The following is a 22,538-nucleotide window of genomic DNA, read 5'->3' on the forward strand; positions in this document are numbered from 1 at the left end:
TATATTCCCTCGTTTTTTCTACCTTCTATTATACCAAAAAACTAGTCTCATTCTTATAGGAAAAAATATTTTGAAATCATTCATTTTTTCTTGACGGTATTTTTTCATAGCAGTATAATAACACTTGTTGAAATTTTCAGAAAAGGAAAGAAAATGTTTACAAAATTAAAATATACCTTTATTGGTCGTCCCCTTAAGTCCTTGACTGAAGGCGAGGGAGGACTACTTGGAAAAACACAGGCACTTGCAATGCTTTCAAGTGATGCCCTATCTTCTATTGCTTATGGACCTGAGCAGGTCGTTCTTGTCTTGGCTAGTCTTTCTCCCCTCGCTATTTGGTGGAGTCTTCCTATCGGCATTTTTGTCCTCTTGCTACTTGCTAGTCTAACCATTTCTTACCGACAAATCATTCACGCCTACCCTCAAGGTGGGGGTGCCTATATGGTTACTCGAGAAAACCTCTCCCCTGAGTTAGGTTTGATTGCTGGGGGAAGTCTGCTTGTTGACTATATGCTAACAGTTGCCGTATCCGTGGCTGCAGGTGCGGATGCGATCACAGCAGCACTTCCTGCTCTCCATCCCTACAACCTCCACATCTCCATTTTTTTGGTCTGTTTACTCATGCTTTTAAATCTGCGAGGCTTGAAGGAATCTGCTAGTTCTCTGATGATCCCTGTCTATCTCTTTATCTTTAGTACGGTCTTCCTCTTATTGTTTGGTATTTTCCAACTATTGACAGGTTCTCTCAGCTATCATGCAACTTCTGCAATTGGTCAAACTGTCCCGAGTCTCTCAATCGTCCTGATTTTAAGAGCCTTTACCAGCGGTTCAGCTTCACTAACTGGAGTTGAAGCTATCTCAAATGCCGTTCCATTTTTCAAAACTCCCAAAGAGAAGAATGCAGCTCAAACACTGACCATCATGTCTCTGATTCTTGGTTTTCTCTTTGCAGGAATTACCTTCCTAAACTACTGGATGGGCATTACTCCTCAACACGGAGAAACAATCCTTTCACAAATGGCTAAAGGAATTTTAGGGGATTCAACTCTCGGTCAGATTGTTTATTATCTCTTCCAATTCTCAACTGCCCTAATCCTAGCCGTTGCTGCAAATACTGGTTTTTCTGCCTTTCCGATGTTGGCTTACAATATGGCTAAAAACAAGTACATGCCCCATCTCTTTATGGAAAAAGGAGACCGCCTTGGTTATTCAAACGGTATTTTGACCTTAGCCTTTGGCGCTATGATCCTTTTGCTCATTTTCAACGGAAATACAGAACGCTTGATCCCTCTTTATACTATCGGAGTTTTCGTCCCCTTTGCACTTTCTCAAACAGGTATGATTCGCCACTGGAAAAAAGAAAAAGGCTCTCATTTCTTAAAATCTGCCTTTGCTAACATCCTCGGCGCTATCATTTGTTACGCTATCGTTCTTATCCTACTCTTCTTCAGACTTGGAGATATCTGGCCATTCTTCCCAATTATCCTGATCCTAACCTTCCTATTTCTGTCCATCCACAGTCATTACCAAAAAGTGGCCAAACAACTTCGACTTTATGAAGGGATTCAAAAGAAAACCTACGATGGCAATGTCGTCCTTGTCTTAGTAGGAAATGTTACTCGAGTAAGCGTCGGAGCTATTAACTATGCTCAAAGTATTGGAGATGAAGTTTTGGCCATGCACATTTCCACCAAGGAAACTGAGGAAAAAGACCAAGAAATCCTCCAAGAATTTGCCGACTACTTCCCAAATATTACTCTAAAAAACATTAATACTAGCTATCGCGATATCATTACTCCTACAGTCCGCTATGTTCGAAAAATCTCTCAAGAAGCCAAGGAAAAGAACTATACGGTTACAGTTCTAGTTCCCCAATTTATCCCTAACAAACCTTGGCAAAATATCCTACACAATCAAATGAGCCTCAAATTAAAATATGCTCTCAGATGGCACGAAGATGTCGTCGTTGCTAGCTACTCTTATCATTTGAAAGAATAAAGAAAAGGCATTACCAGAACAAGCTTCCGGTAATGCCTTTTTTCTGAATCTAGTCCCTAAAATTAGACTTATACTCAATGAAAATCAAAGAGCAAACTAGGAAACTAGCCTCAGGCTACTCAAAGCACTGCTTTGAAGTTGTAGATGAAACTGACGAAGTCAGCTCAAAACACTGTTTTGAGGTTGCAGATGAAACTGACGAAGTCAGTAACATACCTACAGCAAGGCGACGTTGACGCAGTTTGAAGAGATTTTTGAAGAGTATTAAAATTTTATTGATAACCTTCTTCTATTGAACGTGGTTAGCCAAACCTTCTTGGGCTTTTTTATTAGACTCCGCTTTTTCTTTTTGCCATTTTTCATAAAGTTCTTGATACTGTTTAGCAGTCACAGGTTCCTTTTGCAATTCAACATATTTGTAGTTATCCGCATCTCCCTTGTGTCCTACAAATGAGAAGGCCCCTGTAAACGGTACAGTCTTACGGAAGATTGGATTAGCTCCTGCACTTTGAACTGGTAGGAAGAGAGCACTATCTGTCAACCAAGCTTGAACTTCGGCAAATTTTTCATAACGTGTTTGCGTATTTTCATTCTCATTATCTGCTGCATCCAACAACTCCTTGTAGGTAGCTAGACCAAGTTTTTCTTTGACTTCATTGTCTTTTCCTGGAGTCAAGCCAAGATTTTTCAACTGAGAACCAGAGTCTGGATCCAAGAGATCAAGATAGGTCTTCGGATCTGAGAAATCTCCGCTCCATCCTGAGATATCAATGTCATAGTCCTTTTGATCGGCGGTATCCGCAAAGAAGGTGGCATTGTCTTTCTCATCTGGAGACAATTGAATGATATCAATAACCACATTATCTGATCCAAGCGTTGCTTCAACTGTCTGTTTGAAGGAGCTTGCCTGCTGAACGTCCAACTTAGCAGTTTGGTCTACCAACATATCCAAGTGGATAGGGAAGGTCACGCCTTCTGCTTGCAAACTTTCTTTAGCCTTGGCAAATTCAGCCTTGGCTTTTTCAGGATCCAAGAAAGCTGCTTGGGCATCGTTTAGATTGATGTTAGACCACTCTGTACCATAGTTGACCATCTTTTCATTGACAGCATCTCCAAAGTTTTTGCCACCGATTTGAACAAAGTTACTTGGTGTGACTGTGTTTCGAAGGATTCGGTCAGCTCCATCTTCTCCATTCGTCTGGGCAGCATAGGCATGACGGTCAAAGGCAAAGTTAATAGCCTGACGGAAGTCTTTGTTTTGCATTGCTAGACGAGAATCCTTCTTTTCTTTGTCCGTCTGTTTCATGGTTTGCTTGTAGCTTTGACGATTGACATTGAAAAGATAGTAGAAGGTTATAGCATTTTGAGGAGTATAAGTAATCTTGTCCTCATTCCCTTTTTTCAGCTGGTCAAATACAGAACTTGTCGGGAAGATACGTCCGTCTGTATAGTTGCCTTCCAAGAATCCTCTAGCCAAACTGTCTTGATCTGAACCATCATAGAAGGAAAGTTTTACTTTCTCAATCTTCACATTATCCTTGTCCCAGTAATTAGGATTCTTTTCAAACTCAATCAAAGATTTTGATGTGAATGATTTGAATAAGTATGGCCCATTTGACAGGATACTAGATGGAGTTACACTTCCAAATTCATCCCCCTTAGATTTCAAAAAGGCTTCATTAACTAACTGGACTTAAAATTCCACCTGTTGTCTTAGAATTCCAATAGGACTCTGGCTTGTTCAAAGTATATTGGAGAGTATAGTCATCGACTGCCTTGATACCGACAGTTTCAAAGTCTGATGATTGACCCTCAACATAGTCCGCCAAACCTTTGATAGAGTCTTGCACCAAGTACAAGTTTTCTGCCTTTTTATCCGCCGCATACTTTAGGCCTGCCACAAAGTCATGAGCTGTTACCTCTGCATATTCTTCCCCTTCAGAGGTATACCACTTGACACCTTGACGGATTTTATAGGTATAGGTCAAACCATCTTTTGATACTGTCCATGATTCAGTCATGGAAGGAACCAGATTGCCATACTTATCATTTTCCAACAAACCATCAATCAAGTTTGTCGTAATGCTGGATGTCGAGCCACGTGTCGAAGTAATGTAGTCTAGTGTATCTGGATTGCTAGCAAATACATAAGAGTAGGTTTTATCAGATGCATTTGACTGTGTCGAGCTACAAGCTACCATCAAGAAGCTAGCACTCAAAATTCCAGCCCCTAGTAAGAGAGCTTTTGATTTTTTCATAAATATTCTCCATTTATATAGTATATGAAATATTATACACTATTATAGAAAAAATAGAAAGCTTATACAAACTATTATTTTAGAGCAAAACAAAAGCCAGTAGACTCGAGTTCCTACTGACTTCTTTGTTGAATTCGTTTGGATTATGCAGCCAAAACTTTGCGTCCTTTACGACGACGAGCTGCCAATACGCGACGACCGTTTTTAGTTGACATACGGTTACGGAATCCGTGTTTACGCGCACGACGTAGTTTACTTGGTTGATAAGTACGTTTCACGATGAATACCTCCTCATAGATTTTGTATTCGTTTAGCCGGCTATAAAGTGATCAGTTACTAAACATACTTTACTATTCTATCTGATTCTTTTGCATTTGTCAATAGCTCTGACAAATGTTTCCAGCTTTTTTGCTGAGGGGATAATTTGAAAATCCTTCCAATTTACTTTCGAAATCTATAAAATATCTAATGTACTAGTAATTTACCCAATTGGTACACTCAAAGTTCCAAGTTTTTCCTCTTGAAACCTTCCGCCTGCCTATTAAATGTAAAAGTTGTTTTCTATATTTTCCTTCTGTCACTTCTTGCATTTAAAAAGCAACAACACCGTAGGATGACGATTCTACCGTCTTTTAATTGGCAATAAACAAGATATTTAGCAATAATCCTTTCTAGTTATCATCGATTAAATCTCATTTTAAAAAACTAATATGTGTAGTTATCTAAAACCTCTATCTATTTTTCTTAAACAACACAAAAACGCTCTAGACGTAAAAATAGTTGTTATCCTAGTTGATTAAAAAAATCTCTGATTTCCTCATCTTTTATAAAATAATATATAATTTTCCCCTCTCTTCTAGTGTCCAAGATGTTTTGATTGGCTAGTTTACGAAGATGGTGGGAGGCAGATGCCATACTGAGATCTAGTAAACAGGCTATATCACAGACACAGAGTTCTTCAACAGCAAGGAGATAAAAGATGATATTTATCTGTTTATTATCGGTAAACTTTGTTAAAATGCGAAGTGATTTTTGGACTTTTTCCTTTTCAAGGTAGTTCATTGCGGTTGTAACATTTTGTTGATTTATAATATTCACTTGGCAGATACTATCTTTTTTCATAATATTTTCTCCTAGCCGAACATAGTCCATAGCATGTCAAAGCTGTTGTTTTCAATCAGGATATACATCCCCAATCCTAAATAAACAACGGCAATAAACCATCTGCTATATTTTTCCAAAGTTTCTCCAACAGAAGGGACTTGTGCCAATTTTTGGGCAGAAAAAACCAAGAGATAAATCATGACTAGAAAAGTAAGTAAAGCCACTATCAAATTCGCTAAATTTAAGGTAATAAAATATGGGACAAAAACACCAATATTGTCAGCACCACAACTTGCAAAAGTAATCATAGCGACTAGAAAAATCAGGTTTTTATTATCTTTGCGCAAACCATCTTTTGCAATAGCTTCTCCATCAGAATCTCCTAAAAGCAAAACTTTGAATCCTAGGAAAATTGGAATCAAACCGAGCAAACCTAAAATCTCTTTACTAGGAATATAATTTAAGACAAATGCAAAAAGTAAACTTAGCAATATTAGACTAACAGAGCCTAGAAATTGTCCTAAATAGATGTTAATGATGTCTTTTCTGCTTTTTCTTTTGGCAAAAAATAACATTAGGATAATAAGTAAGTCTACGGCTGTCCCAGAATACAGGATTATTGAAGTAACAACATTTTGAATCATAAAATACCTCATTCAAATATATTTTTGAATATATTTTAACATTAAACTTTATAGATGTCAACTTCAGCTCCATCAAAATATAGATAAGAAGGTAGTGTACCAAACATTAAAAAGCCCTGCCATCGAAATGATAGCAGGGCTTAATTTCAATATCTAAATGATATATTTATCTAAAAAAGGTAGTGAAAAAGGTAGAGATTGAACTGAAATATAGTAAAATTAACAAAAGAAAAAAACGCTTGGAATGAACTGCACCCCAAAAGTTAGACATAAAAATCTAACTTTTGGGGTATTTTTATTATGAAATTAACTTATGATGATAAAGTTCAGATCTATGAACTTAGAAAACAAGGATATAGCATAGAGAAGCTTTCAAATAAATTTGGGATCAACAATTCTAATATTAGGTACATGATTAAATTGATTGATCGTTACGGAATAGAGTTCGTCAAAAAAGGAAAAAATCGTTACTATTCTCCTGATTTAAAGCAAGAAATGATTCATAAAGTCTTACATGAAGGCTGGACTAAAGATAGAGTTTCTCTTGAATACGGCCTCCCAAGTCGTACGATACTTCTTAATTGGCTAGCACAATACAAGAAAAACGGGTATACTATTGTTGAGAAAACAAGAGGGAGACCAACTAAAATGGGACGTAAGCTAAAAACGAGACCTGAAGAGAGGACAGAATTAGAACGTCTTCAAGCAGAAAATGAGTACCTGAGAGCGGAGAATGCCATCCTAAAAAAGTTGAGAGAACTCCGATTGAAGGAGGAAAAAGAGAAAGAAGAAAGACAGAAATTGTTCAAGAATTAATGACTGAGTTTTCGTTAGATATTCTTCTAAAAGCCATTAAACTAGCTCGTTCGACCTACTACTATCACTTGAAACAGCTAGACAAACCAGATAAGGACCAAGAGCTTAAAGCTGAAATTCAATCCATTTTTATCGAACATAAGGGAAATTATGGTTATCGTCGGATTCATTTAGAACTAAGAAATCGTGGTTATCTGGTAAATCATAAAAGAGTTCAACGCTTGATGAAAGTACTCAATTTACAAGCTAAAATGCGACAGAAACGAAAATATTCTTCTCATAAAGGAGACGTTGGTAAGAAAGCAGATAACCTTATTCAACGCCAATTTGAAGCCGCCAAACCAATGGAAAAGTGCTACACAGATGTGACAGAATTTGCCATTCCAGCAAGCAGTCAAAAACTCTACTTATCACCAGTTTTAGATGGCTTTAATAGCGAAATTATCGCCTATAATCTTTCAACTTCACCAAACTTAGAACAAGTGGAAGCTATGTTAAACCAGGCCTTCACAGAGAAGTACTATGAGAATACGATTCTCCATAGTGACCAAGGATGGCAATACCAACACGATTTTTATCATCATTTTTTAAAGAATAAGGGAATCCAACCATCTATGTCACGTAAGGGGAATAGCCCAGATAACGGTATGATGGAATCTTTCTTTGGCATTCTTAAGACTGAAATGTTTTATGGTTATGAGAATACGTTTCAGTCACTTGAGCACTTGGAACAAGCTATTGTAGACTATATTGATTACTACAACAACAAACGAATTAAGGTAAAACTAAAACATACTAAGATTAGTAGTGAGGAAATCTCCGACGGGAGAAAGTACTCACTACTTTTTCGTTATGTTAAAGTAGTGGTGTCTTGTTAAGTCGATAAGTCCTTTGGCGCTAGACGTCGTAACTAAAACTGACAAGACACCTGTTTTAGGAAGAATGTTATCAAAGTATGTGGGACGAAAAACGTCGAGTATTGAAAATGACATCACTAAAGCAAGGAATCATTCAAGACAAAGAGGTAATATCATGCGAGTAGTTTTTGGGATTGACGTGAGTAAAGCAAGCTCAGAAGTGGCCATCTTGGTCAATGGAGAAAAAGTACATGGCTATACCATTCCCAATGATGCCATCGGATTTAATCGACTACTTGGGGACTTGAAGACTGTTCACGAGCCAGAGATTATCTTCGAGGCGACTGGTGTCTATTCTCGTCGTCTTCAGGCCTTCTTTGAGGATAATAGTTACGCTTATACACGGCTCAATCCCTTAGAATCCAAAAAACAACTAGATAGCTTACGAGTACGTAAAACCGATAAGATTGACGCTGAAAAACTAGCTGCGTCTCAGTTCATCCTCAATCGTAAACCAAGCTATGTCCAAGAAGCGCTTTATCAAGAATTACGCGATCTCAGCCGTTTCTATCAGAATCTTACTGAGGATATCGTCTGCGCTAAAAACCGTCTGCACAAGGTTTTACAGGTCACTTTTCCTGAATTGGAAAACATCTTGTCGGCACCAACTGGGGAACAATATTGGAACTTGGTCATGACTTTTCCATGTAATAGTTTTGTACTGGAGTCAGATGACGCCACATTAACAGCTATCATCCGTCAGTCTACGGCAAAACGCATCTCTGAAAAACGTGTGACTTACTTAGTAGATAAGCTTACAAAACTAGCTAATCAGTCTTATTGTGCGGTTAAGAAAACCTCTCCAGTGATAGAAGAGGTCAAATACTATGCAGGGGAGTTACTTAGGCTTTCGGAACACAGACAAGGTGTTTTAGAGGAGATGGTAACATTAGCTCAATCTTTGCCAGAATACGAGATTCTTCTCTCTATTCCTGGAATAGCCGAAACCACAGCGACAAGTATTATTGGCGAACTTGGTGACATTCGTCGATTTCACTCTGCCAATCAAATCAATGCTTTTATAGGCATTGACCTCAGACACTATGAATCTGGAAATTTTCTAGCTAAGGAACATATCACTAAACGTGGGAATCCCTATGCCAGAAAGATTCTTTTTAAGTGCATTCATAACATAGCTTCAGCTAGCCACACCAATCCTTGTCATATCGCAGACTTCTATGAGAAACGGAAAAGACAATCGCAAGTGACTTCAACTAAACCACACACGATTGCCTCTATACATCGTCTCATTAGAACAATGTATTACCTCATAACGCATAACAAACTTTATGATTATACTTCTACCCAAAATCGGTAAAATTGTTTATGCCATATTATTATAACGCCTTATCAAAAAAATCACCAGATAAGGTGTTGATTTAGTGTACACTTTTTTCACTAAACTTTAGTTCAGAAAAAGACAATTTCCTTAGTTTGACTATGGAAATCAAACTATTTTTCATCAAATACCTTGATATACTTGACAAATGGTAGAAAATTGTTTATGCCATATTATTGTAACGCCTTATCAAAAAAATCACCAGATAAGGTGTTGATTTAGTGTACACTTTTTTCACTAAACTTTAGTTCAGAAAAAGACAATTTCCTTAGTTTGACTATGGAAATCAAACTATTTTTCATCAAATACCTTGATATACTTGACAAATGGTAGAAAAGGACTTAGTCCTGTACAATACAGAACTAAATCCTTTGCTTAAATTAATTGTCTAACTTTTTGGGATCAGTACAAATATGACTAGAGCGTTTTCTATATATCCGAACATCTAATTTATTTCACAAAAAATGTAGTCAAAAATGTAGTCATTCGGTTGATTTTTATTGCAATACATTGAAATTGGAAAATTCAAGAATCGCGTTAAATCAAGGTTTTTTCGTTTCTACTGAAACGTAATGACCCACTATTTAACCTCTGTAAACACAACGTGTTTGCGAAGTTTTGGTGAGTATTTCTTCAATTGAAGACGGTCTGGAGTGTTACGTTTGTTTTTAGAAGTAAGGTACAAGCGTTCACCAGATTCTTTGTGTTCAAGTGTAATATTTACGCGCATGGTATCTCCCTTCTATTATTCAGCTGATGCAGCTTTAGCGATCTTACGTCCTTTGTAGTATCCTTTAAGTGATACACGGTGAGAACGTGAGTAATCTCCAGTAGTTTCGTCAAAGTTTACAGATGGAGCTGTTACTTTGTAGTGCGTACGACGTTTGTTTTTCTTCGCTTTTGAAGTGCGACGTGCAGGTACTGCCATTTTGATTTCTCCTTTTAAGATATAATTCAGTTAGGTTTGATTTTCATCAACTTTAATAGTATATCAAAACTTTTTTGTAAAGTAAAGTTACTTGACAAAAAAAGATTAAAAAATTTTCCTATCCAATCTTATGGATAGGAAAATAGACTAAATATCAATCTCGAATGGTTCATCAATGGTTTCTGAGACGTATTTTCCGTCTTTTTTCCGTTGTTTGACGCATTCGGTGAGAAGATATTCGATTTGCCCATTGACTGATCGGAAGTCATCTTCTGCCCATGATGCGAGTGCAGTATATAACTTATTCGAAAGTCGAAGGGGGATTTGCTTTTTTTTAGCTTCTGCCATTTCTAATAAAGGCTTCCTGTATTGACAATTGGTTGTGCATCATGATTGCCACAGAGAACGACTAGGAGATTTGAAACCATGGCAGCTTTACGCTCTTCATCTAGTTCAACCAACTCTCCTTCATTGAGACGTTCCAGTGCCATTTCAACCATTCCAACAGCGCCGTCGACAATCATCTTACGTGCATCAATAATAGCAGATGCCTGTTGACGTTGAAGCATGACGGCAGCAATTTCCGGTGCATAAGCTAGGTATGTAATACGTGCTTCAAGGATTTCCAAACCAGCGTCCTCTACGCGACTTTGAATTTCCTCACGAATACGTTTAGCTACAATCTCACTAGAACCACGGAGGCTTCCTTCATCGGCTTGCCCATCACCTGTAGTATCCACATTAGGAGATACATCGTAAGGATAAATGCGGACAATATTACGAAGGGCGCTATCACATTGCAATGAAAGATATTCTTTGTAGTTATCTACGTTGAAGACTGCTTTGGCTGTATCAACAACTCTCCAAGTTACCGCGATTCCGATTTCAACAGGGTTCCCTAAACAATCGTTAATCTTTTGACGAGAATTACTCAAAGTCATAACTTTGAGAGAAATCTGTTTCTTGCCAATTTCAATATTTACATCATTGCCATTGGATGATTTCATTCCTGAAAAAGGAGATTTTGTGCTAACATCGCCACTTTGTCCGAGTCTGGTGTGGATTGCAGGATTGACCGCTATACTGAAGGGATTGACAAAGTAAAAACCAGGTTCTTTGATAGTCCCAGTATAGTTACCAAAGAGGGTCAAAACCAGAGCTTCCTGAGGTTTGACAACTTTTAAACCAGCATGAGCTAGAACTGAAATTAAGATTAATAAAAGTCCGATAATAATTCCAAAAATATTTTCTGAACCAGCACCGATTACAAATATAAAAATGCCAAGTACGAGTGCCAACTCAATGAGAATCAATGCTACTACACCATTTGGTTTTGAATTGATTAGTTTTTCAGTCATCAGAATGACCTCCTGTATTTGATATCTAAATGATATCACTTTAATTTATAAAGTCAAGAAATAAATGCAAAATTTTTAAAGAAAATATTTCTGTATAGAATTGTCTGAAAATTCAAGAATTTTCTTCTGTTCATTGCTTTTAAAATGTGCTATAATGATACAAACTGAATTGGGAGGGAACTTAATGACAGAATTAGATAAACGTCACCGCAGTAGCATTTATGACAGCATGGTTAAATCACCAAACCGTGCCATGCTTCGTGCAACTGGGATGACAGATAAGGACTTTGAAACACCGATTGTGGGAGTGATTTCAACTTGGGCAGAAAACACTCCATGTAATATCCACTTACATGACTTTGGGAAATTGGCTAAAGAAGGTGTCAAATCTGCTGGTGCTTGGCCTGTTCAATTTGGAACCATTACGGTAGCAGATGGGATTGCCATGGGAACGCCTGGTATGCGTTTTTCTCTAACGTCACGTGATATCATTGCGGACTCAATCGAAGCTGCTATGGGCGGTCACAATGTGGATGCCTTTGTGGCTATCGGCGGCTGTGACAAAAACATGCCTGGTTCTATGATTGCCATTGCCAATATGGATATCCCTGCTATTTTCGCCTACGGTGGTACTATCGCCCCTGGAAAACTGGATGGCAAAGACATCGACTTGGTTTCTGTATTTGAGGGAATCGGAAAATGGAACCACGGTGATATGACGGCTGAAGACGTCAAACGTCTCGAATGTAATGCCTGCCCTGGCCCTGGTGGTTGTGGTGGTATGTATACTGCCAACACCATGGCGACTGCTATCGAAGTTTTGGGGATGAGCTTGCCAGGTTCTTCTTCTCACCCAGCAGAATCTGCTGATAAGAAAGAAGACATAGAAGCAGCTGGACGTGCCGTGGTCAAAATGCTTGAACTTGGTATCAAACCTTCAGATATCTTGACTCGTGAAGCCTTTGAAGATGCTATCACTGTAACTATGGCTCTCGGTGGTTCTACTAACGCCACTCTTCACTTGCTTGCCATTGCCCATGCTGCCAATGTTGACTTGTCACTTGAGGACTTTAATACCATCCAAGAACGTGTGCCTCACTTGGCCGATTTGAAACCTTCTGGTCAGTATGTCTTCCAAGACCTCTACGAAGTCGGTGGTGTGCCTGCGGTTATGAAGTACTTGTTGGCAAATGGATTCCTTCATGGAGACCGCATCACATGTACTGGTAAGACTGTAGCTGAGAACTTGGCTGACTTTGCAGACCTCACACCAGGTCAAAAAGTTATCATGCCACTTGAAAATCCTAAACGTGCGGATGGTCCGCTTATCATCTTGAACGGGAACCTTGCTCCTGACGGTGCGGTTGCCAAGGTATCAGGTGTGAAAGTGCGTCGTCACGTTGGGCCAGCTAAGGTCTTTGACTCAGAAGAAGATGCTATTCAGGCTGTTCTGACAGATGAAATCGTTGATGGCGATGTAGTCGTTGTTCGTTTCGTTGGACCTAAGGGTGGTCCTGGTATGCCTGAGATGCTGTCACTTTCATCAATGATTGTTGGTAAAGGTCAGGGAGATAAGGTGGCCCTCTTGACAGACGGACGTTTCTCTGGTGGTACTTATGGTCTGGTTGTTGGACATATCGCTCCTGAAGCTCAGGATGGTGGACCAATTGCCTACCTTCGTACAGGCGATATCGTTACAGTTGACCAAGATACCAAAGAAATTTCCATGGCCGTATCTGAAGAAGAACTTGAAAAACGCAAGGCAGAAACAACCTTGCCACCACTTTACAGTCGTGGTGTCCTCGGTAAGTATGCCCATACCGTATCATCTGCTTCACGCGGAGCCGTGACAGACTTCTGGAATATGGACAAGTCAGGTAAAAAATAACTAGAAAATAAGCAGTCGCTAAATGACTGCTTTTTCTAATCCTTTGTGTTATCTCGTGAAATGTGATAAGATAATTGCTCTAACTATGATTATGAAGGAGAAACAATGTTTTTACAAAATACAGGAATTATGCTCTACGTAGATGATGTAGCAGCCGAGAGAGACTTTTGGTCTGCTATCGGTTTTGAAGTTTTTATAGTATATTGAATCTAGAAGAGTACACTACAACTGCTAAAAATATTTCTAGAAATTAGTTTGACTTTCCTAATTTCTCTGTTCATATCTTATTTCAATCCACTATATAAACATTTTTTCAATTTTAAATTTATAGTAGATCAAATACAAAACAGTACACTGTGAATTCTAAAAAATGCTAGAAATTGACTTAACTACTCTGGTAAATTTGTTCAGATTCTATTTCATTTCACTATAATCAATCAGAAATTATGGGTTTTGAAATGAAACCTCAAACGGACAGTACACTGACTTTTACTGTCTACGCCAAAGACTTTATTCGTCAGGTATCACCAGAGGTAGTTGATATGAAACCCAGCCTACTCTTTGAGACAGCAGATCTTCACGGTCTTCATAAACGCCTAGCTGCAGTGACTGACACCACTAGTCCGATCAGTACCCAACCTTTCCCTCACTTTAACTTTGCAAATCCAAGTGGACACTATTTCGCAGTTAGAGGAATCTAATAACAAAAAGGCTCTCTGTTTATTAGCAGAGAGCTCTTGTTTTTTAGCGCGGTGGTAGTCCAAGTGCTATACGTCCATAGCGACTGATGCGTGTAATCTTCCAGGCAGGCGACCAGGTAACCTCAACCCTGACATCCTCAATTCCTTCAATCTGTTTCAGACCTGCCACGATTTCGATTGGTAAACTTTCTGCACAGTCACAGGCAGTATCGGTGAAGGTCATGACAATTGTACAAAGACCAGCCTCGTCCAAATGAATCTCGTAAATCAAGCCAAGATTATAGACATCTAGTTCCACATCTGTATCGTAAACTTTTTCTAGCTTGTCAATGATTTGATCTTCTAATGCTAAAGCACGATCATTGATTTTGATATCTTCTCTCATTGCATTCCCTCCATTTGTAAACTGCACCTATTTTCTCATAATTCTGACAATTTGGCAAGTTTTTCCCAATCAAGACGTAATCCGCCATAAAAACGAAAGCCTAGTGATTGCCATAGTTGAGACAAACTACCCAAAGATCTAACAACCTAGAGTAAGACGATATTGCCATAGGTTAGAGAGAGAAGCTTAGAGAATGCTTGAGCTTCTAAGACATACTTTCTAATCAGAAAAAGTAGAGAAAGGTCATCTCTACTTTTTAGATATTATTTTGACTTCACAGGTTTATCTGCCAAGGCCTTTATAGCTGATGCTATCGTTTCTGCGTAGAGCTTAGCTCCCTCTTCTAGTTTGGCATTATCACTTCCAAAGTGAACCTGGTCCGTTCCTTTCCAAATGTCTGGATGATCCTTAGATACCTGATTCCAGTCAGCAACCTCAATGTAAGGATACTTTTGAGCCACTTCACGCACATAGCTAGCATACTGTTCTACATAAGGCTGAGTTGCTTGAGTTATATCACCCTCATAAGGTGTCATAAGTACAAGTTGATGCCCCTTAGGTAGATTTGTTATCAAAGAATCGATATCAGCCTTATAATCCTCAGGGTTATTCACTCCAGTAGCAATAACGACTATTTTAGGGAGGACTTTATTCTGACTGTGATTGAGCATAATAGCATTGGCTTGCTTGGTATTTCTGCTGACTTGACCATCTGTCTGAGCGTCTGGTAGAACCTCTTTAAGTTCAGGTGTTGCACGCAAGGTTACAGAATCTCCAATGATGGATACACCTTCGGCAATATTGTAGCGACTGGCTTCTGCCTGATCCGCCATGGTTTTTGTACGGGTGATATTGGTTTGAGCTTGATTAAGGCCATTTACCATCAAATCCGTTTCAAAAGCACCGACTTGGGGAGCTATGAACATCACAATCAGTGTTAGCAAGCTAAGAAAACCGACGCTACCCGCAAAGATTGGTTGAATATGCGGAATTTCTTTTACCTTTTGCAATAAGCTACTATTCTTCCCAGCAATGAAAGGTTCAATCACATAGAAGGAAAGGCTTGCAAAGAGATAAGAAAAGATAGTGGTGAGAATCACAGCTGGTAAATTGCTCATCAACTGAGAGAAAATAATATAAAACGGCCAGTGGAAAAGATAGACGGCATAGCTGGTGTCAGCTAAGAAGCTAATTACCTTTGGTTCTTCAATCGTCGGAGTTTTCTCATGCAAAAGTCGTGCTGCAACGATCATCAGAAGGGCAGCTAAACTTGCCAACAAGAAGCCAAGCAAGTAGGCAAAAAGATAATTAAATTTCACGAAGAAAGTTAATAAGAGTAAAACTCCGAGACCTGCCCCGAATACTAGCAAGGTCTTTTTCAAATCCCAGGTATTATTTAAACGCTTAACAAGAGTAGTCGTTTGACGAACACCTACCAAAGATGCCAAAATACTGCCTAGAAAGAAAGGATAGACGTGAGTAAAGCTAGAAAAGTAGAGTGTCGAGTAGGAGCTAACGATAAAACTACCGATAAACATTGAAAGAAAACCGATGATAAAGACAGCTGATGATAGAAGAAAGACTAGACCTCTTAATTGTCCAGATGATTTTACCCGCTTGGACAAGAACCAAACCGCCAAACCCCACAAGATATAGTAATGAACCTCAACAGCCAAGCTCCAATTATGGACAAATAAATGAGGAATGAACTGAGATTCATAACTTCCCCCTGTTAACATTTCATAGAAGTTAGTCATAAAACCAAGAACACCAGCTATCTGACTACCAATCCCGGCTATATAATCTTGGCGAACCAAGAAAGTAAAGGGCATAACGACGAGGATCATCAAGACGACTGGAGGGAAAATACGATAGAAACGTCTCCTGAAAAATCCTAAGATATCGATTTTCCCTTTTTGTCCAAATTCTTCTAACAGGAGTGACGTAATTAGAAAACCTGAAAAGGTGAAGAAGACGTCAACCCCGAAGAAACCTCCTGGAAAAACCGTCTGAAAAAAATGGTACAAAAGTACCAAGAGTAAGCCTGTAATCCTAATCAAGGAAAACCATTTTATACGCATACGAGTTTATTCTCCGTTCATTAGAGTAGTAAAAAAACCATCTAATGTTCATTCCATACTACTTTTATTTTATCAAAAAAAGAAGAAAAATCCTAAGAGAAAACTTAGGATTTTAGCTTTGGTCTACTAATCTTAGAAATTACGACCTGATTTATTGTAGCCATATTTTTCAACAAAATGCTCACGGAATTCCAAGAGATTATCATCCATAATAGCCTGACGAACCTGCTTCATAAGGTTGAGCAAGAAGTAAAGGTTATGGTAACTTGTCAAACGAATACCAAAGGTCTCATCGGCCTTGAGCAAGTGACGAAGGTAGGCACGGGTGTAGTTCTTACATGTGTAGCAATCGCACTCAGGATCAAGTGGGGTAAAGTCCTCCGCAAACTGGGCATTCTTGACAACCAAACGTCCTTGACTGGTCATACAAGTACCGTTACGAGCAATACGAGTCGGCAAGACACAGTCAAACATATCGACCCCACGAATCACCCCATCAATCAAGCTATCTGGCGCTCCCACTCCCATCAAGTAGCGAGGTTTATTTTCAGGAAGGAGTTGAGTGGTGAAGTCCAAAACTGCATTCATCTCTTCGTGGGTTTCTCCAACTGCTAGTCCACCGATAGAATATCCTGGGAAGTCCATGCTGACAAGGTCATGAGCTGACTGACGACGAAGATCTTCAAATCCTGCACCTTGTACAATCCCAAACAAACCTTGGTCATGGGGACGACGATGAGCTTTTAATCCACGCTCTGCCCAACGGCTGGTACGTTCGATTGACTTCTTCACATAATCATAAGGCTGATAAAATTGAGGACATTCGTCAAAGGACATCATAATGTCTGAGCCTAGATTATTCTGGATAGAAATAGCCTTTTCAGGTGATAGGAACATTTTAGAACCATTGAGGTGGTTCTTGAAGGTAACGCCTTCTTCTGTGATATTACGGCTATCCGCTAGAGAGTATACTTGGAAACCACCACTATCTGTCAAGATAGGTTGGTCCCAGTTCATGAACTTATGAAGCCCACCTGCTCGAGCAATCAACTCATCTCCAGGACGCAACCACAAGTGATAAGTATTAGAGAGGATAATCCCTGAACCCATCTCTTTCAACTCTTCTGGTGATTGGGTTTTGACCGTTGCTTGTGTCCCAACTGGCATAAACATAGGAGTTGGGAAGGTTCCGTGGGGTGTGATAATCTCACCCAGACGAGCTCCAGTGTGTTTTTCTTTTTTAATCAAACGATATTTGATTGGTGAATCTGACATTTTTTACCTCCGAAGCTGGGAAAGACAGTCCCAGTTCTTACTTTGTGCCCAAGGGCATACTGTATGATTCTATCAAAAAAAACAGGAACTGTCACGAACTATGGTATAAGAATTTTGTGTTTACAATTGATTTCCGTTGCTTATCGTTAGTTGAGTTTTTGCTTATTTTTATTTAAAATCATTTCTGTTGATTTTCGTCATTTTTTTAAATCGTATTCATCTTCGTATTCATTTTCATACTCACCTTTGCCCGTATAGTTGAGAAGGCTGCAATTTAGTTCTAATAGTTTACAAAAGAATCAGTGAGTAATGTCACTGTTTTTATTTTTGACAAAATTACTATTCCTCCGAAAAGATGATTTTACGGATTTGAAATGTGTTTATTAGATTTACATTTCTTGGATTTTAAATCCAACATTTTCAGAGCAAACAAAAAACCGCAAGCTATTGCCTGCGGTTAGTGTAATCTAATTTGAAAGTCCTTTCCTTCTATTTTTATTTTGTGGTAACAATTAAACCATCGGGGAGGACAGTAAGCACTGGTTTGTCTGAACGACTGCCATCCTCGTTGACGTAGTACCAGCCACCTTCAACTTGGACAAGCTCTTTTGAAGACATTGCACCATTCTCTTCTTTGAGATGGTATAGTTTGTCTTTGTACTGAACCCAACCAGTGACCATCGATCCTGAAGTATCAAGATAGTACCATTTGCCATTCACAAACACCCAACCAATGGCCATGGCGCCGTTTTCTTTGAGATAATACCATTTACCATCATCCTTCAACCAGCGAGAAGCTATTAAATAACCTCTCTCGTCGAAGTAGTACCAGGTACCATCGATCTTTTCCCATTCTTCTTTTGGATAAGAGCCGTCAGGGTATTCATACCACCATCCAGTATCGTTTCTTTTCCATTTTGGCTTAGCATCTTCATCATCTAGTAAAACAATGTTTTTGTCGTACGGATTTGAAGAGTATTGCCACCAGCGGATACCATCCATTGATGGAAAATATTCAAAGTTAGCTGTACCATCATTCAAACCATAGCCTGCAATCCAAAGGCTGTTTGGGAATTTCGCAAGAATCTGCTCATAATAAATATTATTGAGCGTGAATGGCTTGTAGCTATAATAGATTGGCTCATAGCCATTTTCTTTGAGAATTTCCATAAAGCGAATACAAGCATCTGTATTTGCTTGTTTATCTCCGCTAGCGTGATCTTCGTAGTCAAGGCACAAGTATTTTACTTTTTGGGGCACATTATCAAGGAAGTAGCGTGCCTCTCGCTCAGCTTCTTCAATGTCACCACCAAACCAAGCAAAATGATAGAAGCCAATCGGATTGGATTGCTCCACTTGAGCGGACAGGCAAGGGTTGATATAGCTTGTACTTTCAGAAATTTTTATAATGGTATTCTGTGTACCCATGTCAGCCAAAATACCTGTAATATCGTATCCATTGTGGCTAGATACGTCGATGAATAAGTCGTTTTTCTTCATTGTTTTCTCCTAATCTTCGCTTGGTTCGTAATATTCTAGCGCACGTTTGCTGTCTGAAATCCCTGCTGTTGTTGGGTCGTTAACAACACCAATCAATACAAGGATGTAAACGAATGTGTTCACACCGTCTTGGATATTTTTGGGAATTTCAAGACCGAATTGTTGAGCCATCAAAAAGATTGCCCCCAAAAGGGCAATAAGTGTTGCTTTATTTTGCAAACGCAATTTCCAGTTAATCATGTGTTATTCTCCTTTGTTTTTGTCGTCATCTTTTTCAAGTAATCGCTGAAACGCTTTTAAAATCGGCTGAAAAAGAGTGACATTTCCTTTTAGTTTCCGGTAATTTTCAATGAGGGATTGAAAAGTAAATGCAATGTACCCGAGATAAATCGAGTACAAGAATGCGAAGCCTGTCTTCTCAGGAAGTAGAACAGACATTGGGATAAGGATCATTAACAAGAGGACTCCTAAAATCTTACGAAGGAGCCCATTGATGCCGATTTTACTCTTATACTCGATGTCAGGGTTTGCGATAGCAGCAATTGTCCCTGTAACAAAATCAATGATTTCCATCGAGACAATCAAAGCTAGAGCGTACAAGACCAGTCCGTCCTCAGTCTGGACGACACTTCTTAAAAAATTGAAAAATTCGATTTGCATATATCCTCCTTAATCGATCCGTGGCATAACTACAGTAAGCACACCTTGCTGCAGCATGTCAGAGAGTGCTTGGTCTTTGTATGTGAACCCCTCGTTTGCTCTCATTTGAAACATAAAGATAGTTTGCGTACCTTTTGGCCATTTGGCATTGGTTTCAAATGGATAAGGCATGGCAATGATGTCTCCATTTGAGTAGCGTGTACCTTTAACAAGAGGCTTGATGAAATTAGCAACCTTGCTATAAGCAAATGTAGGCATACCTCCATTTTGATATACTGACAAAGCAATCATGATCTCAAGGATCTCTGAGGCCGCATCAAGATTTTCCTTATTCTCAGTGGTAGCTTGCTCCACCTTGGCTGCCATTTCCTTGTTTTGTTGCAACTGAGCTTCTACCTGGTTAAATTTCTCCTTCTCAGCACGCTGTGGGAAATTCTCCTGATAGAGAGCCTCCAGAGCAAGCTCGAAAAGCTCTGTGTTTGATAGGCTGATTTTATCAGCTGGTAGCAAGATTGGCACAATAGCGCCATCTGCATTGACTAACGTGACCTTTGTAGCGGATTCTTTCCCGCTTGCATCAAATTCTTGGGACTTTGTCCCGTACTCTAATTTCATATGTTCTCCTTTTTCTAAATTTTGAATGAAATGTTATCAAAGTTAAGCCAGCTTGAGTCTACGTTACCTTTTACAACTATATTGCCATTTCCGTAGATACCTAAAACAGCTACATTATAGTTGTTATTGATCGTTGAGATGTACAGTGTCTGTGTTGGTCTAAACCCCACTGGTAAAGTCCCTATCACTGTCTCAATCGTAGTTTTCCCTTTGTACGCTGAACCTCTAAAATAAACAACGCCGTCAAACGTTTTTGAATATTGAACATCATTGTATTGCTGATGATGCTGCCATCCGTTTTGCAAAGATAAGTCCCTCCAAGGTGTGGGCTCGCTTTCTGATTTTAACAATGCTACATAGTCAGAGTTATTAGTTGATTCTGATTGTTGCACTACATAGCGCCATGGTCTCCAAACGTTATCATATCCGTACTCACGGACTGCCATATATCCGTTCGAAGAAGTAACCCTCTGGATACACTCGTTAGTGGTATGTAATTTATAGCATTCTAAAATACAAAAAGCTCCTAAAGGATTGTTAGCAAAGTCTGCCCCGACTTGCCACAAACCAGGGATTTTCATATTATTTAAGTCTTTATTAAAAGAACCGTGAGGAGGAATTGCACCGCCGAAATTAGAAGTCAGTTGATACTGCTGAATAGGCTGGTCATTAGCATATATATTGCCTTTCACATCCAGGGCGCCCTGCTCTCTGATTTTGTTAACGCCCACCCCTGACCTGTCATAAGACAAGACCACGCTTTCTGTCGCCACGTTGACCATGAAATCAGACCGTGTGAACTTGTCCTCAAGCGTGCCGATTACAACCCATGACTGATTAGCTAGATAATTGCCAGCAAGATTAGCCTGTGAGTTGATGAAACTAGAGATACTAGTCCAGGAGCCAGTGGCTGGTCCATTATCGACTGTGTAAGAGTTAGTCCCTAGTCGAGCAACCTTGAATGTCAATCTCATTGAGTTTTTTTGACTTCCTGAGACTGTAAGAGGGGCGATTTTGGCGTTTCGTGTAACTGTCAGAGTGCTAGAAGTTGATCCTGTTCTTGCTATGCTGAAGCTAAGAGCAGGGGCAAAATACTCAAGCACGGTCACAGATACCTCTCTAGTATCAGACCAACGCCCACGGCTATCAGACACGCTCGCTCTGATTTTGATGGTGCCGTGATAGTTCATAATGCCCAGACTGCCACCGTTTGAACTCGTAGACTGGTTTTTACCAACAATTTCAGCATAGTATCCAGTGATAGACGAGCCGTAGGAACCAACCGCGCCATTAAACGCTACTTTGATGTTAGATATTACCTGAATGAACGTGTTGCCGCTTGGGATAAGGTTCTGAGCTGCAGAGTTCAAATCTGACAATGTGATACCTGTGAAAGTAGGTTTGACATTTCCTGGTACGCTTGCCATGAACGTAGTGGACTGTGTTCCTGTCTTAGTAGATCCTGAGTAGGTATCTACATAGACAGTCCCTGTACCACTAGCAGAGTTGGGAATGTCGTTTGCAAAGTCAAGAGGGATCGTCCACGTTGTGGATGTGTCTACATTCGTTGCAATCGTCCCTGACTTGCCAGCCCAAGCATAGCGTACCGTGTGCTTAAAACTTGAACTCTGACGGTTGATATTGATAGTTACTGAACTACCAATAGTACCAGCTCCAACATTTACAGAGCTTGAACGTGGGATAGTTGTCAGGCTAAGGCTTGCTGATACTGTGATAGTCCCATGCAGGCCATTATTCGGATTGAACGTACATGATATAGGTAAGGTCTTAGTCCCATCCGCATTGTGGCTGATTGTGCTTGAACCACTAGCAAGCGTGTACTCCTCGCCTGATGTCTGCCATGTTGGACGGCTACTATGCACATTTTGGCCATCTAAGCTAAGAGACAGCGTACTGTCCCCTTGATGGTTAAATGTGTAATAACCACCAGAACGACTAACTGTCATCCGCCAGTTGACAGTTGAGGTGTTAGTCGTGATACTCTGAGATCCCTGCTCCACATAGACATTGAGATACAAGCTCCCACTTGAATTACTAAACTTTGCCATAC

22 protein-coding genes and 1 pseudogene are annotated in these 22,538 nt (G+C 39.5%); 7 read left to right on the forward strand and 16 right to left on the reverse strand.

Annotated features, from left to right (window positions below):
• The first annotated feature begins 153 nt into the window (after positions 1–153).
• Together RRU92_RS00530 and RRU92_RS00535 are read left to right on the forward strand one after the other, a co-directional pair.
• Complete coding sequence (locus tag RRU92_RS00530; protein WP_315639889.1) at positions 154–1,998, forward strand: APC family permease; 1,845 nt, start codon at positions 154–156, stop codon at positions 1,996–1,998.
• Positions 1,999–2,075: 77 nt separating this feature from the next.
• Positions 2,076–2,234 carry a hypothetical protein gene (locus tag RRU92_RS00535; protein ID WP_315639890.1) on the forward strand — a complete coding sequence of 53 codons (159 nt, stop codon included), beginning with the start codon at positions 2,076–2,078 and terminating at the stop codon, positions 2,232–2,234.
• Positions 2,235–2,287: 53 nt separating this feature from the next.
• On the opposite strand, the pseudogene RRU92_RS00540 reads toward RRU92_RS00535, so the two are convergent.
• The 4 genes and pseudogenes from RRU92_RS00540 to RRU92_RS00555 all read right to left on the reverse strand — a co-directional run bounded on the left by RRU92_RS00540 (position 2,288) and on the right by RRU92_RS00555 (position 6,004).
• Positions 2,288–4,256, reverse strand: a pseudogene (locus tag RRU92_RS00540) (peptide ABC transporter substrate-binding protein).
• Between the two features lie 143 nt (positions 4,257–4,399).
• Positions 4,400–4,534, reverse strand: a complete 135-nt coding sequence (rpmH, locus tag RRU92_RS00545) for a 50S ribosomal protein L34 (protein WP_000831905.1) — start codon at positions 4,532–4,534, stop codon at positions 4,400–4,402.
• A 505-nt stretch (positions 4,535–5,039) separates the two neighbouring features.
• Positions 5,040–5,378 (reverse strand): Cd(II)/Zn(II)-sensing metalloregulatory transcriptional regulator CadX, encoded by a 339-nt coding sequence (gene cadX / locus RRU92_RS00550; protein ID WP_049549049.1) that lies wholly within the window; start codon positions 5,376–5,378, stop codon positions 5,040–5,042.
• A gap of 11 nt (positions 5,379–5,389) precedes the next feature.
• Positions 5,390–6,004, reverse strand: a complete 615-nt coding sequence (locus RRU92_RS00555; RefSeq protein WP_315639893.1) for a CadD family cadmium resistance transporter — start codon at positions 6,002–6,004, stop codon at positions 5,390–5,392.
• A gap of 28 nt (positions 6,005–6,032) precedes the next feature.
• Here RRU92_RS00555 and RRU92_RS00560 point away from each other — a divergent pair, with 28 nt between their 5' ends.
• The 3 genes from RRU92_RS00560 to RRU92_RS00570 all read left to right on the forward strand — a co-directional run bounded on the left by RRU92_RS00560 (position 6,033) and on the right by RRU92_RS00570 (position 9,055).
• Positions 6,033–6,161 carry a FanG protein gene (locus tag RRU92_RS00560; RefSeq protein ID WP_281335247.1) on the forward strand — a complete coding sequence of 43 codons (129 nt, stop codon included), beginning with the start codon at positions 6,033–6,035 and terminating at the stop codon, positions 6,159–6,161.
• A gap of 143 nt (positions 6,162–6,304) precedes the next feature.
• A protein-coding gene (locus RRU92_RS00565; RefSeq protein ID WP_315639895.1) for an IS3 family transposase occupies positions 6,305–7,698 on the forward strand; the annotation gives its coding sequence in 2 pieces (ribosomal slippage) (positions 6,305–6,746 and positions 6,746–7,698; 1,395 coding nt in all).
• A gap of 154 nt (positions 7,699–7,852) precedes the next feature.
• Positions 7,853–9,055: an IS110 family transposase gene (locus RRU92_RS00570; RefSeq protein ID WP_315640891.1), complete on the forward strand. Its 1,203-nt coding sequence runs from the start codon at positions 7,853–7,855 to the stop codon at positions 9,053–9,055.
• Between the two features lie 601 nt (positions 9,056–9,656).
• Here RRU92_RS00570 and rpmG read toward each other — a convergent pair.
• From rpmG to RRU92_RS00590, 4 genes are all read right to left on the reverse strand, one after another.
• Complete coding sequence (rpmG, locus tag RRU92_RS00575; protein ID WP_001265622.1) at positions 9,657–9,806, reverse strand: 50S ribosomal protein L33; 150 nt, start codon at positions 9,804–9,806, stop codon at positions 9,657–9,659.
• Between the two features lie 15 nt (positions 9,807–9,821).
• On the reverse strand, positions 9,822–10,004 hold the full coding sequence (rpmF, locus tag RRU92_RS00580) for a 50S ribosomal protein L32 (RefSeq protein ID WP_000290417.1): 183 nt from the start codon (positions 10,002–10,004) through the stop codon (positions 9,822–9,824).
• A 147-nt stretch (positions 10,005–10,151) separates the two neighbouring features.
• Positions 10,152–10,352, reverse strand: a complete 201-nt coding sequence (locus RRU92_RS00585; protein WP_315639900.1) for a PTS ascorbate transporter subunit IIC — start codon at positions 10,350–10,352, stop codon at positions 10,152–10,154.
• Positions 10,353–10,354: 2 nt separating this feature from the next.
• Positions 10,355–11,362 carry an SPFH domain-containing protein gene (locus RRU92_RS00590; RefSeq protein ID WP_315639901.1) on the reverse strand — a complete coding sequence of 336 codons (1,008 nt, stop codon included), beginning with the start codon at positions 11,360–11,362 and terminating at the stop codon, positions 10,355–10,357.
• Positions 11,363–11,546: 184 nt separating this feature from the next.
• Between RRU92_RS00590 and ilvD the strand changes: the two genes are divergently transcribed.
• Complete coding sequence (ilvD, locus tag RRU92_RS00595) at positions 11,547–13,250, forward strand: dihydroxy-acid dehydratase (RefSeq protein ID WP_315639903.1); 1,704 nt, start codon at positions 11,547–11,549, stop codon at positions 13,248–13,250.
• A 458-nt stretch (positions 13,251–13,708) separates the two neighbouring features.
• Positions 13,709–13,951: a hypothetical protein gene (locus RRU92_RS00600; protein ID WP_315639905.1), complete on the forward strand. Its 243-nt coding sequence runs from the start codon at positions 13,709–13,711 to the stop codon at positions 13,949–13,951.
• A gap of 43 nt (positions 13,952–13,994) precedes the next feature.
• On the opposite strand, the gene RRU92_RS00605 is transcribed toward RRU92_RS00600, so the two are convergent.
• The 8 genes from RRU92_RS00605 to RRU92_RS00640 all read right to left on the reverse strand — a co-directional run bounded on the left by RRU92_RS00605 (position 13,995) and on the right by RRU92_RS00640 (position 22,536).
• A complete protein-coding gene (locus RRU92_RS00605; protein WP_075230952.1) occupies positions 13,995–14,336 on the reverse strand; it encodes a metal-sulfur cluster assembly factor in 342 nt (113 codons plus the stop codon).
• Positions 14,337–14,599: 263 nt separating this feature from the next.
• Complete coding sequence (locus RRU92_RS00610) at positions 14,600–16,417, reverse strand: acyltransferase family protein (RefSeq protein ID WP_315639911.1); 1,818 nt, start codon at positions 16,415–16,417, stop codon at positions 14,600–14,602.
• 132 nt (positions 16,418–16,549) lie between these two features.
• Positions 16,550–17,692 carry a tRNA guanosine(34) transglycosylase Tgt gene (tgt, locus tag RRU92_RS00615; protein WP_004250663.1) on the reverse strand — a complete coding sequence of 381 codons (1,143 nt, stop codon included), beginning with the start codon at positions 17,690–17,692 and terminating at the stop codon, positions 16,550–16,552.
• Positions 17,693–18,187: 495 nt separating this feature from the next.
• Complete coding sequence (locus RRU92_RS00620) at positions 18,188–19,192, reverse strand: GH25 family lysozyme (protein ID WP_315639914.1); 1,005 nt, start codon at positions 19,190–19,192, stop codon at positions 18,188–18,190.
• 9 nt (positions 19,193–19,201) lie between these two features.
• On the reverse strand, positions 19,202–19,432 hold the full coding sequence (locus RRU92_RS00625) for a phage holin (protein ID WP_033585128.1): 231 nt from the start codon (positions 19,430–19,432) through the stop codon (positions 19,202–19,204).
• A gap of 3 nt (positions 19,433–19,435) precedes the next feature.
• A complete protein-coding gene (locus RRU92_RS00630) occupies positions 19,436–19,852 on the reverse strand; it encodes a phage holin family protein (RefSeq protein WP_075229513.1) in 417 nt (138 codons plus the stop codon).
• Positions 19,853–19,861: 9 nt separating this feature from the next.
• Entirely contained in the window at positions 19,862–20,467 is a 606-nt protein-coding gene (locus RRU92_RS00635; protein ID WP_315639916.1) for a DUF1366 domain-containing protein, read from the reverse strand.
• A 14-nt stretch (positions 20,468–20,481) separates the two neighbouring features.
• Complete coding sequence (locus tag RRU92_RS00640; protein WP_315639918.1) at positions 20,482–22,536, reverse strand: DUF859 family phage minor structural protein; 2,055 nt, start codon at positions 22,534–22,536, stop codon at positions 20,482–20,484.
• Positions 22,537–22,538: the final 2 nt, after the last annotated feature.

Origin of the sequence: Streptococcus sp. DTU_2020_1001019_1_SI_AUS_MUR_006 (assembly GCF_032340315.1) — a bacterium.
Taxonomy (GTDB): domain Bacteria; phylum Bacillota; class Bacilli; order Lactobacillales; family Streptococcaceae; genus Streptococcus.

What these genes read in the sequence shown, in the direction of transcription:
- RRU92_RS00530 (WP_315639889.1), top strand. Translation starts at nt 154, where the DNA reads ATGTTTACAAAATTAAAATATACCTTTATTGGTCGTCCCCTTAAGTCC.
- RRU92_RS00535 (WP_315639890.1), top strand. Translation starts at nt 2,076, where the DNA reads ATGAAAATCAAAGAGCAAACTAGGAAACTAGCCTCAGGCTACTCAAAG.
- cadX (WP_049549049.1), bottom strand. Translation starts at nt 5,378, where the DNA reads ATGAAAAAAGATAGTATCTGCCAAGTGAATATTATAAATCAACAAAAT.
- RRU92_RS00555 (WP_315639893.1), bottom strand. Translation starts at nt 6,004, where the DNA reads ATGATTCAAAATGTTGTTACTTCAATAATCCTGTATTCTGGGACAGCC.
- RRU92_RS00570 (WP_315640891.1), top strand. Translation starts at nt 7,853, where the DNA reads ATGCGAGTAGTTTTTGGGATTGACGTGAGTAAAGCAAGCTCAGAAGTG.
- rpmG (WP_001265622.1), bottom strand. Translation starts at nt 9,806, where the DNA reads ATGCGCGTAAATATTACACTTGAACACAAAGAATCTGGTGAACGCTTG.
- rpmF (WP_000290417.1), bottom strand. Translation starts at nt 10,004, where the DNA reads ATGGCAGTACCTGCACGTCGCACTTCAAAAGCGAAGAAAAACAAACGT.
- RRU92_RS00585 (WP_315639900.1), bottom strand. Translation starts at nt 10,352, where the DNA reads ATGGCAGAAGCTAAAAAAAAGCAAATCCCCCTTCGACTTTCGAATAAG.
- RRU92_RS00590 (WP_315639901.1), bottom strand. Translation starts at nt 11,362, where the DNA reads ATGACTGAAAAACTAATCAATTCAAAACCAAATGGTGTAGTAGCATTG.
- ilvD (WP_315639903.1), top strand. Translation starts at nt 11,547, where the DNA reads ATGACAGAATTAGATAAACGTCACCGCAGTAGCATTTATGACAGCATG.
- RRU92_RS00600 (WP_315639905.1), top strand. Translation starts at nt 13,709, where the DNA reads ATGAAACCTCAAACGGACAGTACACTGACTTTTACTGTCTACGCCAAA.
- RRU92_RS00605 (WP_075230952.1), bottom strand. Translation starts at nt 14,336, where the DNA reads ATGAGAGAAGATATCAAAATCAATGATCGTGCTTTAGCATTAGAAGAT.
- RRU92_RS00610 (WP_315639911.1), bottom strand. Translation starts at nt 16,417, where the DNA reads ATGCGTATAAAATGGTTTTCCTTGATTAGGATTACAGGCTTACTCTTG.
- tgt (WP_004250663.1), bottom strand. Translation starts at nt 17,692, where the DNA reads ATGTCAGATTCACCAATCAAATATCGTTTGATTAAAAAAGAAAAACAC.
- RRU92_RS00620 (WP_315639914.1), bottom strand. Translation starts at nt 19,192, where the DNA reads ATGAAGAAAAACGACTTATTCATCGACGTATCTAGCCACAATGGATAC.
- RRU92_RS00625 (WP_033585128.1), bottom strand. Translation starts at nt 19,432, where the DNA reads ATGATTAACTGGAAATTGCGTTTGCAAAATAAAGCAACACTTATTGCC.
- RRU92_RS00630 (WP_075229513.1), bottom strand. Translation starts at nt 19,852, where the DNA reads ATGCAAATCGAATTTTTCAATTTTTTAAGAAGTGTCGTCCAGACTGAG.
- RRU92_RS00635 (WP_315639916.1), bottom strand. Translation starts at nt 20,467, where the DNA reads ATGAAATTAGAGTACGGGACAAAGTCCCAAGAATTTGATGCAAGCGGG.
- RRU92_RS00640 (WP_315639918.1), bottom strand. Translation starts at nt 22,536, where the DNA reads ATGGCAAAGTTTAGTAATTCAAGTGGGAGCTTGTATCTCAATGTCTAT.